At 41.1% G+C, this 12,063-nt stretch carries 10 protein-coding genes; 4 read left to right on the forward strand and 6 right to left on the reverse strand.

The features are described 5' to 3' along the window. Positions 1-412: 412 nt before the first annotated feature. From SC428_RS02405 to SC428_RS02415, 3 genes are all read right to left on the reverse strand, one after another. Positions 413-1,018, reverse strand: a complete 606-nt coding sequence (locus SC428_RS02405; RefSeq protein ID WP_070929604.1) for a Slp family lipoprotein — start codon at positions 1,016-1,018, stop codon at positions 413-415. A 405-nt stretch (positions 1,019-1,423) separates the two neighbouring features. Then, positions 1,424-2,119 (reverse strand): tRNA (adenosine(37)-N6)-threonylcarbamoyltransferase complex dimerization subunit type 1 TsaB, encoded by a 696-nt coding sequence (tsaB, locus tag SC428_RS02410; protein WP_140186200.1) that lies wholly within the window; start codon positions 2,117-2,119, stop codon positions 1,424-1,426. Positions 2,120-2,243: 124 nt separating this feature from the next. Continuing rightward, positions 2,244-4,169, reverse strand: coding sequence for an ATP-dependent DNA helicase (locus SC428_RS02415; protein ID WP_140179313.1), 1,926 nt, complete (start codon positions 4,167-4,169; stop codon positions 2,244-2,246). Positions 4,170-4,319: 150 nt separating this feature from the next. Here SC428_RS02415 and SC428_RS02420 point away from each other — a divergent pair, with 150 nt between their 5' ends. Further along, the gene (locus SC428_RS02420) at positions 4,320-4,667 is read left to right on the forward strand and encodes a RidA family protein (protein ID WP_070929606.1); all 348 of its coding nucleotides are present in this window, start codon (positions 4,320-4,322) and stop codon (positions 4,665-4,667) included. A 51-nt stretch (positions 4,668-4,718) separates the two neighbouring features. Here the strand turns inward: SC428_RS02420 and mdtI are convergent, their stop codons facing one another. Then, positions 4,719-5,051 (reverse strand): multidrug/spermidine efflux SMR transporter subunit MdtI, encoded by a 333-nt coding sequence (gene mdtI, locus SC428_RS02425; protein WP_070929607.1) that lies wholly within the window; start codon positions 5,049-5,051, stop codon positions 4,719-4,721. A gap of 2 nt (positions 5,052-5,053) precedes the next feature. Beyond that, positions 5,054-5,482, reverse strand: a complete 429-nt coding sequence (mdtJ, locus tag SC428_RS02430; RefSeq protein ID WP_070929608.1) for a multidrug/spermidine efflux SMR transporter subunit MdtJ — start codon at positions 5,480-5,482, stop codon at positions 5,054-5,056. Between the two features lie 635 nt (positions 5,483-6,117). Here mdtJ and pdxK point away from each other — a divergent pair. Next, entirely contained in the window at positions 6,118-6,966 is an 849-nt protein-coding gene (pdxK, locus tag SC428_RS02435; RefSeq protein WP_283125791.1) for a pyridoxine/pyridoxal/pyridoxamine kinase, read from the forward strand. A 120-nt stretch (positions 6,967-7,086) separates the two neighbouring features. On the opposite strand, the gene zwf is transcribed toward pdxK, so the two are convergent. Then, positions 7,087-8,562: a glucose-6-phosphate dehydrogenase gene (gene zwf, locus SC428_RS02440; RefSeq protein ID WP_140179306.1), complete on the reverse strand. Its 1,476-nt coding sequence runs from the start codon at positions 8,560-8,562 to the stop codon at positions 7,087-7,089. Positions 8,563-8,966: 404 nt separating this feature from the next. Between zwf and SC428_RS02445 the strand changes: the two genes are divergently transcribed. Then, positions 8,967-9,812 (forward strand): MurR/RpiR family transcriptional regulator, encoded by an 846-nt coding sequence (locus SC428_RS02445; protein WP_070929610.1) that lies wholly within the window; start codon positions 8,967-8,969, stop codon positions 9,810-9,812. Positions 9,813-10,334: 522 nt separating this feature from the next. Next, positions 10,335-11,777, forward strand: coding sequence for a pyruvate kinase (gene pyk / locus SC428_RS02450; RefSeq protein WP_070929611.1), 1,443 nt, complete (start codon positions 10,335-10,337; stop codon positions 11,775-11,777). Positions 11,778-12,063 lie beyond the last annotated feature (286 nt).

Below are 12,063 nucleotides of genomic sequence, written 5' to 3' on the forward strand. Positions count from 1 at the left end.
TTCTCACTTAAGTTTATTTTTCCAGAGCGATACTTGTTACATTTGACATAACAACCGCATAAATAACCCGTTATTAGTGAACGATATCACTATCTAACTGACTCATTTATTTGAGCTGTTCACCTTGTAACCTATGCTGAGTATCTATCTGATAATAGTGCCGCCATAATACACTTTTCTGAATCATTTTTGGAGAAATTAACACATTATCTCTCGATATTGGCTAAATACACTCGAAATAATGCACTCGACGGCTAAATAGCAGGCTAATCAGCCGCTAAAAGCATCGACATTCTGTGACTGATATGTGGGCGAATGAATATAGCTACTGTATCTCACCCAAAAGCGATATGCATTAAAATATGACAAGTATAGGGAGACGATAATCATCGCCCCCCTCAATAATATAAAACTACTCGGTAAGGTAAGTTTGAACCGGAGCCACGCCACCTGGGTAGCCGTAGTAGCCATACCCATAACCCCAAGGATGGTCATAATAATAAGGATTACCATAATAACCATAGCCCCATGGCCCAGCGGGTGGTAACACCACACTTTGTGCTAGGTTCCAGCGCTGATAGCCCGTCACATCCAAAGTGACATATTTATATGGGATATCCCCTATTTTCCCTGCCTGTTCCCCTGTAATTTTACCTACAACAGTAATATAACGACCATTATAGTCAGCAGGATCAAGGAAGCCATTTACAAAAGCGTAAATGCGGCCAATGGATGCAGTATTTAGCTCTGGTGCCGCGTCATACTTACTCAATGGAATAACGGCAATCTCAAGACGGGTTTTATTTGGTTGATTGAAAACTGAAATCACCTTTCCACCAAAACGCCCTTCTTGCCCAATATACATTTCAGGGGCATTTTGTACTGATGATAAGTTAACCGCAGGATCAGGTGACGAGCCTTGAATTGATGCTGGGATCGAAACACAACCTGTTAATGCTAATACGCCGATAAATAAAGCTGCTTTAAAAGTCGCACGGCAGTTAATTTTAATTCCCATATACCACCTCCGTTTTAGCTTTAATTATAAATTCAGACAGTATGGATTAACATACATATTTATTAACATAACACGATATGTTCAGTATCTTGTCATTTGTTAAGTATCGATTTAATCTTTATATCAATTATAGATAAACAAAACAGCAATTAATGTCATATTGATGCGAATTTTAATCATCCATTTAATAATGGTTCTATTTATGACTGGTTAAATTCAACTTTTCAAAAAACACAAAACTGGCTAAATACTTTGTATACACTCTAAATAATTCGAGTTGCAGCTAGGCGACAAGCGAAGATAGTCGGGGAGCATAGATAAACTATGTGACTCGGCTAGCTGAGCGTAGTCAACAACGCTGCAACTTGAAGTATGACGAGTATAGCCAGTTTCAAAATAACACCATTACCGACCGGGTAATTTTTTCCAAGTCACTTCATTACGTAAATAGGTTGGCTCAACATTCTCGACTGCTTGAACATCTCCTGCTAGCCATAAACGCTCAGCGATAGGCAACATATCTTGTGCAGTTGGAAGTTCAATAGTGCTATCAATTAATGAGATAGCACTTTCATGTAACTGTGGATAAGCTTTCCAGCCAGTTCCTGCATAACTCCATTGCCCTGTCAGTTGGCTAATTTTTTCCTTAAATAGATTGGGATCCATCACAGCCTCAGTTTGCTCTCCGAGCCATTCACCACCAACACTGCGTTGATACTGAGCGCAATAAACTTCTGTCATGCGTGCATCAATAGCAGCAAGCACCTGAGTGTGCCCCGTAATTCGGTAAACCCCTTCAGCTAACGTCATCAACGATGAAACACCTATCATTGGTAAATCAGCACCTAAAGCCAAGCCTTGAGCAATACCGACCCCAATGCGCACCCCAGTAAAACTGCCTGGCCCACGCCCAAAGGCAAGTGCATCTAATTGATTTAACGTGATCCCCGCTTGTGACAAGACTTCTTCAACCATAGGCAACACTTTCTGTGTATGCTCACGCGGCGAAATCGCAAAACGAGAAATAACCTCTGTGCCGCATAACAATGCGACTGAACATGCTTCTGTTGCTGTATCAACAGCAAGAATACGGCTCGACATGCCATAACCTCGGCAAATAGATTAGATTCGATGCCATGGTCATATCGCCATGGCCTGAAAAATGGTAGCTATATTAGCATAAACTCAAAACAAGGCAGCAGAAAAATATCCATATCGCTTTGGTTTAATTACTATTATTTATCTCAGTTCTTTTTTTCTCAAGAAACTCAATCGCTTTTGTTAAACTCCGAGTTCTTGGCGAAGGCGGAAGACTGTTTAAAAAAATCTCTCCATAAGGACGAGTGACTAAACGATTATCACAAATAACTATCACCCCATAATCACGGGTATCACGGATCAGCCGACCAACTCCCTGTTTTAGCGTGATAACAGCATCGGGAATTTGCACATCAGCAAAGGGATCGCCACCGCGTAATTGACAATCTTCAATACGTGCACGTAATAAGGGGTCATCCGGCGCCGTAAATGGTAATTTATCGATAATAACACAGGTTAATTCATCCCCCCGCACATCAACGCCCTCCCAAAAACTGCTGGTTGCCACGAGTACTGCATTACCTTCAGCAATAAACTGTGCAAGTAACTTATTTTTGCTACTTTCGCCTTGCATCAGCACAGGCAGGGTTAATGTTGTTTTAAACTCTTCAGCCAGTTCACGCATCATCAAATGCGAAGTGCATAAGAAAAAGCAGCGCCCTTGGTTTTTAATAATCAGGGGCCTAAGCATTGCTGCCAATTTTTGTGCGATACCTCTTTGATTGGTTTCTGGAAGGAAGCGTGGGACACAAAGTAAAGTTTGACTTTGATAGTCAAATGGGCTGGCTAATAATAATGTTTCGGCCGAGGCTAACCCCAGCCGATCAGTAAAGTAATTCAGTTGCTCATTAACTGACAATGTGGCAGAGGTGAATATCCAACTTGCGGGTGTACCAGCTATCATCTCACTAAACTTTTCAGCGACGGTTAATGGCGTTAATGCTAATAGAAAATGCCTACCATAGCTTTCAAACCAATAACTGTAACCAGGAATAGTGACATCTTTTAATCGATTCAACCGATTACGATATAATGTAACACGCTCAAACACCGAGTCTAACGTTTGTGAACGCCCTAACGCGCTTTTAACCACCTCATAGCACAGCTCAAGTGAATCATCCAATAATGTCAGAGCGCGCTGTACCACTGGCATTTTTAATAAATCACGTAAGTTACCACGGAAACTGTTTTCCCCAAGGTTTAAGCGAAAGTCCAAAGTACTTTGCGTTAATCTATCCGCACTTTTTTGTAATTGAGCCTGATCTTTAAGTTCCGTTCGGTAAACCATCACCATGTCACGTGCGAGATCGAGGAGTTGACGGCTACTCAATTGTTGTCCAAAGTACTGGCTAGCAATATCCGGTATTTGATGGGCTTCATCAAAAATCATCACATCAGCTTGAGGCATCAATTCACCAAAACCTGTGTCTTTAACCACCCGATCCGCCATAAATAAGTGATGATTAACCACAATGATATCAGCATCCAATGCTTTACGGCGCGCCTTTAACACGAAGCACTCTTGATAGCGTGGGCAATCGCTGCCCAAACAATTATCATTGGTACTGGTTACCAATGGCCACACAACATGATCTTCGGCGATATCATGGCAGGTACTAACATCACCTGATTCAGATTCAATCGACCAACTACGCAATCGTACGACCGCTGAGAGTATTTCAGGTTCAAGGCTACCACCACCAAGTGATTGCTGATCTAAACGCTCTAAACAAAGGTAATTCGAGCGCCCTTTCAATAAAGCGGTTCGCCCACGGTATTGCATCGCATCAATAATCGTCGGCAAGTCACGATGATACAGCTGATCCTGCAATGCTTTCGAACCTGTCGAAACAATCACTTTTTTCCCTGAGCGCAGTGCAGGAACTAAATAAGCATAAGTTTTACCCGTTCCTGTTCCTGCTTCAGCCACCAGCACCTGCTGTTTTTCAATCGCATCGGTGACAGCATTAGACATGGTGACCTGCGCTGCCCGTGGTTGAAAGCCTGGAATTGTTCTCGCTAGAAAGCCATCTGAAGAAAAATCGTCGTGCACCGCAAACCCATATCGTATTCAACTTGGAAGCATTGATTCTAACATGTCTCTAACGTCGCTGCTGAGTTAAATAAACTCATCAGAACAGAAAGGATTTTCATCAAGCAAACTAGCTGTTATCCTAGAAAAAACATGAAATAAGGAACTCAGATGACAATTGAACGAATTGATCCAGACAAACGTTGGTCCGAAGCAGTGATCCACAATAATGTTGTCTATTACACTAGTGTCCCTGAAAACTTAGATGCAGATATTATTGCGCAAACAGCAAACACGCTTTCTGCTATTGATATCCTATTGCAAAGAGTCGGCTCAGATAAAAGTAAAATCTTAGATGCCACCATTTTTTTAGCTGATAAAGCGGATTTTGCAGGTATGAATCAAGCATGGGATGCTTGGGTGGTTGAAGGTAGCGCACCAGTGCGTTGTACAGTTCAAGCCGCGCTGATGAAACCTGAATATAAAGTTGAAATTAAAATCGTTGCGGCGATTGATTAATTTGTTGAACATGAAAAAAAAGCGCCAATATCACATCGGCGCTTTTTTAATTTATGACATTTTAATAAGAACCATGCCTAATAATAGCAGGGCAATACCTCCCCACCCTTTATAATTGAGCCTCTGGTTGAACAATATCCAACCCGCAGCCACTGTAGCGATAATCCCAAATGCTCCCCACAGTGCATATGCAATTGACAGCTCAATGCCTTTAACCGCTTGAGCAAGGGAACTAAAAGCCCCTAATACCGCGACTAAAGATAAAATACCTAGCCAATAACGCTTAAAGCCGTTCGACATTTTTAATAAAATATTCGCTAAGATCTCAAGGACCACCGCTAATACTAAAAATGCCCCATGCCACCATTCAAACTGAATGTCCATGATCAGGCCTCCGTTTTAGCGTGATTATGCGCCAAAGTTCCTGATTTTACTGCGGATACTGCACGATCTGCCGCTTGTTTTACTTTTTGTGCCGATTGGCTAACCGTTGCTTTTTTGGTTCCAGACTTAATCAGACCAATACCCGCAATTAATAGAACCAATCCACCTATTTTCATTGGGGATAATGACTCTCCAAACCACAGCACACTAAAAGTCGTAATAAATAGTATGCCGATGCCTTCCCATAATGCGTAAGCAACGCCCAAAGCCACTTTTTTTACCGCGATTGCCAGTAAGATATAAGATGATGCAATCATCACGTACATCACTGCCATACCCGTAAAATCACCACTCACACTGGCGTGTTTCATTGATAAAGTACCGATCACTTCGGTAACGATAGCTAATGCTAAAAATATCCAATATATCATTATAATATCTCTCTATGGATAATTGCATGCCTGATTGTTTTTTATACAGAAAAAACAAACTTTTTGGCGATAATTTCTTTAATGCAATTAAAAAAAATTAATAAACAACAAAGCGATACTGATTTTATTCAGTCGAATGAATATTAGAGAGAGACGCTATAATGCACCGCACCAGTGATGTTCACTAGAAAGGATAGCTGAAAGGAAAAGCCGATGAGTTGATCTTCTTTGGGACTTACTGATTTTAATGCTATTCACGCTAAGCATGATATCTCATTCATTTCATCAGATGGACATCCATCCAAGTTACTCCGAACCCTCATGTAAAATTGTTCACGGCTTATTTTTATCATGGTAAAAGTATTAAGTCAATGAATACAAAAAGCTTTTTTAAATGAATAATTTTTGCATAATTATTCATTTAATCCCCAGAAAACCGCTCTATCGCCAAGGACTACACGAATAATCAATCGTAAAATCACCACTTATTAACCCTATTTTTTATTGAAAATATCAAACTATTCCTTGTTTTATTTTATTACAGACTTCCTAACAAGGTTTCTTATTGACTTAAAATACGAACAAGCATCTTATAGAGTGTAGGCAGATAAATAAGCATTCCCAAAGAGAGAGCAATGGATACCTTTAACCTCACTTCAAACAGTTTTCAAAATGATGTAAATGCAACTCCACTTCCTTACGACGTGATATCAATACAATCACAAGTTATCTACGGTAGTGTAGGCAATAGTATTGCCGTCCCTGCTTTAATGAAACAAGGTTTACGCGTTGCTGCTGTACCTACTGTCATCTTAAGCAATACGCCCCATTACACAACTTGTCATGGTGGTGAATTACCTTCAGAGTGGTTTCGCGGCTATTTAAATGGCTTAGTCGAACGTGGTTGCATGGATAGTGTACGCGCAATTTTAACGGGTTATTTAGGTTCTAAAAATAAAGCGCATGATCTAGCACAGTGGCTCACCACTATACGTCAAAGTCATCCATCTCTCCCGGTGATCGTCGACCCTGTTATGGGTGATGAAGATAGTGGCTTCTACATCCCTCCTGAAATTGCCGAAGTCTATCGAGATGAAGTCATTCCACTCGCAACGGGGATCATTCCAAATAAATTTGAGTTATCAATGCTTAGTGGTCAAGAGATACAAACTTTAGATGATGCGACGAAAGCAGCCCGCAGTTTATTAAAAGGCCATACTCAGTGGGTGATCATCACCAGCGCATTTCAGCCTGATGATGATAGTATTGATGTGGTTTGTGTTACTCAGCATGATATTGCCGTTATTCGCCATAAACGTTACCCTGTCACACCTAAAGGTACAGGGGATTTATTTGGTGCGGAATTAACTGCACAACTGCTAGCTGGGTTATCTGTACCTGATGCAGCAAAAATGGCTTGTCTACGTATTGAACAAGCAATCATCCATATGGCTGCAACAGGACGCAGTGAATTGGTGCTGTAGTCTTACAATGGCCATTTAGAACATAATCATTATCCATTATAATTATGTTCACTAAATCTATTGATTTTACAATAAAAAACCAGCTCGACGGCTGGTTTTTTAGCTTATATACTGGTAGGTTTATTCAAACTCATTCCACGAACGACCATCACGGGTGATCATCGCCACAGAGGCTATTGGGCCCCAAGTACCTGCTTGATACGGTTTTGGTGCCTCGTTATCCATTGCCCATGCATCCATAATGGAATCTACAAATTTCCAAGCCTCTTCAACCTCATCACGACGTACAAACAGCGCTTGAATACCTCTCATTGCTTCAAGTAATAAACGCTCATAAGCATCTGCTAAATGAGTTTGGTTGAACGTTTCAGAGAAACTTAAGTCCAGTTTAGTCGTTTGCAAACGGTGTTTATGATCAAGACCTGGCGCTTTATTCATGATCTCGATATCGATACCTTCATCCGGCTGTAAGCGAATAGTGAGTTTGTTCTGAGGCAGCTCTTGATAACTTTCAGAGAAAATATTCAACGCGGGTTTTTTGAAATAAACCACGACTTCTGAGCATTTTGCAGGTAAACGCTTACCGGTACGTAAATAGAAAGGAACCCCTGCCCAGCGCCAATCGTCGATATCAACGCGCAGTGCCACAAAAGTTTCCGTCATACTTTTCTTATTGGCACCTTCTTCTTCTAGGTAGCCAGGCACTTTATTACCTTGTACAAAGCCTGCGGTATACTGACCACGCACCGCTTTTTCTCTGACATTAGTATGGTCAATACGACGCAGTGAACGTAAAACTTTTACTTTCTCATCACGAATACGGTCAGTGGTTAAATCTGCCGGTGGCGACATCGCAATCATGGTTAAAATTTGTAATAGGTGGTTTTGGACCATATCGCGCATTTGACCTGCCTGATCAAAATAGCCCCAACGCCCTTCAATACCGACTTCCTCAGCAACGGTAATTTGAACATGATCGATAGTTCGATTATCCCAGTTATTGATAAATAGCGAGTTAGCAAAACGCAATGCTAATAAGTTCAGAACCGTTTCTTTACCAAGGTAGTGGTCAATTCGATAGACTTGGCTTTCATCGAAATATTTCGCCACTTCATTGTTAATTTCTTGCGAAGAGGCTAAATCTGTCCCTAATGGTTTTTCCATAACCACACGGTTTGGTTGTTTATTCAACCCTGCATGGCCAAGACCATGACAGACAGCACCAAATGTACTTGGAGGCATAGCGAAATAGTGAATAGCGGGATGACAGTCTTGCTTAAGCATTTGTGCTAAGCTGTCAAAATTCTCAGTTTGATTGACATCGAGATTGCAAAAATCTAAACGTGAACTTAGTCTCTCCCAAAGTTCAGGGTCAAGATCTTCTTTTAAAAATTCGTGGAATGCTTTTTCAACAAACTCAACATAATCGCTCTGGCTCCACTGCGCACGCCCCACCCCAATGATGCGTGTTTCTGGATGGATATAGCCTGCTTTCTCTAATTGATACAGAGATGGAAGCAATTTACGACGTGCAAGATCCCCTTTGGTGCCAAAAATAATCAAATCACAGGCTTGAGCAGCGTTATGTACCGCCATATTGGTTCTCCTCAATTTGCGGAATTTATTGTAATTTTGTTACAAAATTAGCCAGATGTTCCGCTAATGTACCCTTTTGAAGGTATTCAGTAAATATTGATGATACCGATCACAGTTTTTATGGTGAAAAAAGCACCAAAAGTCAATAACCTTATCATGACTGAATGGTGACAGCACTTGTAATAAAATAACAAAACAGCAACTGAAATTACGGGTATGAAAATTAGATACAGCTCATAGTTTCGCAAAAATCTACATCACAAACACCTATCATTCAGATAGGTTAGCCATAACTCATAGTATATTGCCTTTTTTACTACTGCTGTAACCACGATATCAATAAACACACAATATCTTTATGGCGGAAAAATTTCTCCTTTTGATCAAATAGGCGCTTTCGTGACATGAATATTTTAGAACAAATGAAAAACAGCCTCGATTTTTTGAGTAAATCCGAAAAGAAAGTTGCCGAAGTGATCCTTGGAATGCCACAACAAGCTATCCACCTCAGCATAGCAACCCTTGCTCAATTAGCTGATGTCAGTGAGCCAACAGTAAATCGTTTTTGTCGCAAAATGGATACCAAAGGGTTTCCCGATTTTAAGTTACGTTTAGCGCAAAATCTCGCTAACGGCACACCCTATGTAAACCGTAACGTAGAAGAAAACGATACAGTTAATACCTATACCCACAAAATTTTCGAGTCTGCGATGGCAGGTCTAGACAATGTTAAACACAGTTTAGATATCACCGCAGTTAACCGTGCCGTTGATTTACTCACACAAGCGCGAAAAATTAGCTTTTTTGGCTTTGGCGCTTCTGCTGCGGTTGCACATGATGCAATGAATAAATTTTTTCGCTTTAATATTCCTGTCATTTACTTTGATGATATTGTTATGCAACGTATGAGCTGCATTAACAGCAGTGAAGGAGATGTCATTGTGTTGATCTCACATACAGGAAGAACCAAAGCATTAGTTGAAATGGCTCGCCTAGCTCGTGATAACGATGCCACTGTTATTGCAATTACCTCCGAAAATTCTCCATTATCTCAAGAAGCCACCTTGTCGATCATCATTGATGTCCCTGAAGATACCGATATATATATGCCAATGGTGTCTAGGTTAGCGCAATTAACTGTCATTGATGTACTAACAACAGGCTTTACATTAAGAAGAGGCGAAAAATTTAGAGATAACTTGAAACGGGTCAAAGAAGCATTACGTGATTCGCGGTTTGATAGTATGTAGCAAAAAGAGCTTCTTTTAAATACGCTCAATCATTCATGGTGCAGCTAGACGACAAACGATTAAGTCGCTGGAAGCCTACCTAAGTGGGTGGCCAGCACCAATGCATATCGTCAACAACACTGCAACTTGAAGTATGCTGGGTATAATAGTTTTGCAGACCCGATAGCATTAACTAATTAGCAGTATATAATAGCTGTGCACGTGTCAGCATCATAACTTATTGAGAAAAAGTCGCGAAATTACGCAAAAAGTACTTTAAATATTTCATGGTGCGACTAGACAAAAAGTGAATGATTCACCAAAAGCATAGAATACTCTGCCATTGGTGAGAACGAACGTAGTCACCATACTTCAACGTAAAGCGCTACCTTGAAGTATGACGAGTATAGTTCAAGTTGCATGATAGCAAGGCCCTAATTAACACCAGTAACATGGTCAAGTAACCTTCAAAAGCATGCCACTTGAAGTATGAAAAGATTTAACCCAATAAAATAACACCATTACAGGTCAACGGAGTAATACATGACTAGACGGCTTAGAAGAACTAAAATTGTTACTACCCTAGGTCCAGCTACCGATCGTGATAATAATCTTGAAAAAATTATTAACGCCGGCGCCAACGTTGTACGCCTTAACTTCTCTCACGGAACTCCAGAAGACCACATCCTCCGCGCTAATAACGTGCGTGAAATCGCTGCTCGTTTAGGTCGCCATGTGGCGATCCTCGGCGATTTACAAGGCCCTAAAATTCGTGTTTCTACATTTAAAGATGGCAAAGTGTTCCTCAATGTGGGTGATAAATTCACTTTAGACGCCACGCTAGGTAAAGGTGAAGGCGACCAACAAAAAGTCGGCATTGACTACAAAGGTCTGCCCGCTGATGTCGTCCCAGGGGATATTTTGTTACTTGATGACGGTCGCGTACAGCTCAAAGTCCGCGAAGTCCAAGGGTTACAAGTCTTCACTGAAGTTACTGTCGGCGGCCAACTGTCAAACAATAAAGGCATTAATAAACTGGGTGGTGGCTTATCCGCTGAAGCATTAACCGATAAAGACAAAGCCGATATTATTACTGCTGCAAAAATTGGTGTTGATTACCTTGCTGTCTCTTTTCCTCGCTCAGGCGAAGATTTAAATTATGCACGCCGTTTAGCGCGCGATGCAGGCTGTGAATGCCAAATTGTTGCCAAAGTTGAGCGTGCAGAAGCCGTTGCCAATGATGAAATCATGGATGAAGTGATCCTTGCTTCTGATGTCGTGATGGTTGCTCGTGGTGATTTAGGTGTGGAAATTGGTGATCCTGAATTGGTTGCGGTACAGAAAAAACTTATCCGCCGTTCCCGTCAGCTCAACCGTGTCGTGATCACCGCGACACAAATGATGGAATCCATGATCACGAATCCGATGCCAACGCGTGCAGAAGTCATGGACGTGGCTAACGCCGTTCTTGATGGTACCGATGCAGTGATGCTTTCTGCTGAAACAGCAGCAGGCCAATATCCCGCTGAAACCGTAGCAGCAATGGCTCAAGTGTGCCTTGGTGCAGAAAAAATGCCTGGGTTGAATGTCTCTAAACATCGTTTAGATGCCGAATTCAGCAGCCCTGAAGAAGCTATCGCCATGTCAACCATGTACGCAGCTAACCACCTTAAAGGGGTAAAAGCCATTATTGCGATGACCGAATCTGGCCGTACCGCACGCATGATGTCACGCATTAGTTCAGGTTTACCAATTTTCGCAATGTCTCGTCACGAAAAAACACTGAACCAATCTTCCCTATATCGTGGTGTTACACCTGTGTTCTGTAGCACACACACCGATGGCATTGCAGCGGCAAATGAAGCAGTCACTCGTCTGCGTGACAATGGTTACTTAATGAGTGGTGATTTAGTTCTTGTAACCCAAGGTGATTTAATGGGAACTATCGGCAGCACCAATACTTGCCGTATTTTAGAAGTTGAATAAAACCATCTATTAAAGAAATATCAAGGGAGAGTCAAACTCCCTTGATATTTATATCACAGTTTTATTATTTCATTGTTATATTCTGAACATACAACTAGTATCAATTAATAAGTTAATACTAACTTGCGATTAAAAGCAGCTTCCCTGATTTGATCAAAGCATTTATTGATTCGAAATCACCCCGAATAAAAGGAAAATAAGCGAAGCACGACTTCCCCCTTAATTAGAGTGATAATTAATGAATTTATGTAAATGACTTAGGGTAACAGCACCATTTATGGAGGCT

This window comes from Providencia sp. 2023EL-00965, assembly GCF_033550225.1.
GTDB classification, from domain to species: Bacteria; Pseudomonadota; Gammaproteobacteria; order Enterobacterales; family Enterobacteriaceae; genus Providencia; species Providencia manganoxydans.

Coding starts and splice junctions, on each gene's coding strand:
- SC428_RS02405 (WP_070929604.1), bottom strand. CDS start 1,018: ATGGGAATTAAAATTAACTGCCGTGCGACTTTTAAAGCAGCTTTATTT.
- tsaB (WP_140186200.1), bottom strand. CDS start 2,119: ATGTCGAGCCGTATTCTTGCTGTTGATACAGCAACAGAAGCATGTTCA.
- SC428_RS02420 (WP_070929606.1), top strand. CDS start 4,320: ATGACAATTGAACGAATTGATCCAGACAAACGTTGGTCCGAAGCAGTG.
- mdtI (WP_070929607.1), bottom strand. CDS start 5,051: ATGGACATTCAGTTTGAATGGTGGCATGGGGCATTTTTAGTATTAGCG.
- mdtJ (WP_070929608.1), bottom strand. CDS start 5,482: ATGATATATTGGATATTTTTAGCATTAGCTATCGTTACCGAAGTGATC.
- pdxK (WP_283125791.1), top strand. CDS start 6,118: ATGGATACCTTTAACCTCACTTCAAACAGTTTTCAAAATGATGTAAAT.
- zwf (WP_140179306.1), bottom strand. CDS start 8,562: ATGGCGGTACATAACGCTGCTCAAGCCTGTGATTTGATTATTTTTGGC.
- SC428_RS02445 (WP_070929610.1), top strand. CDS start 8,967: ATGAATATTTTAGAACAAATGAAAAACAGCCTCGATTTTTTGAGTAAA.
- pyk (WP_070929611.1), top strand. CDS start 10,335: ATGACTAGACGGCTTAGAAGAACTAAAATTGTTACTACCCTAGGTCCA.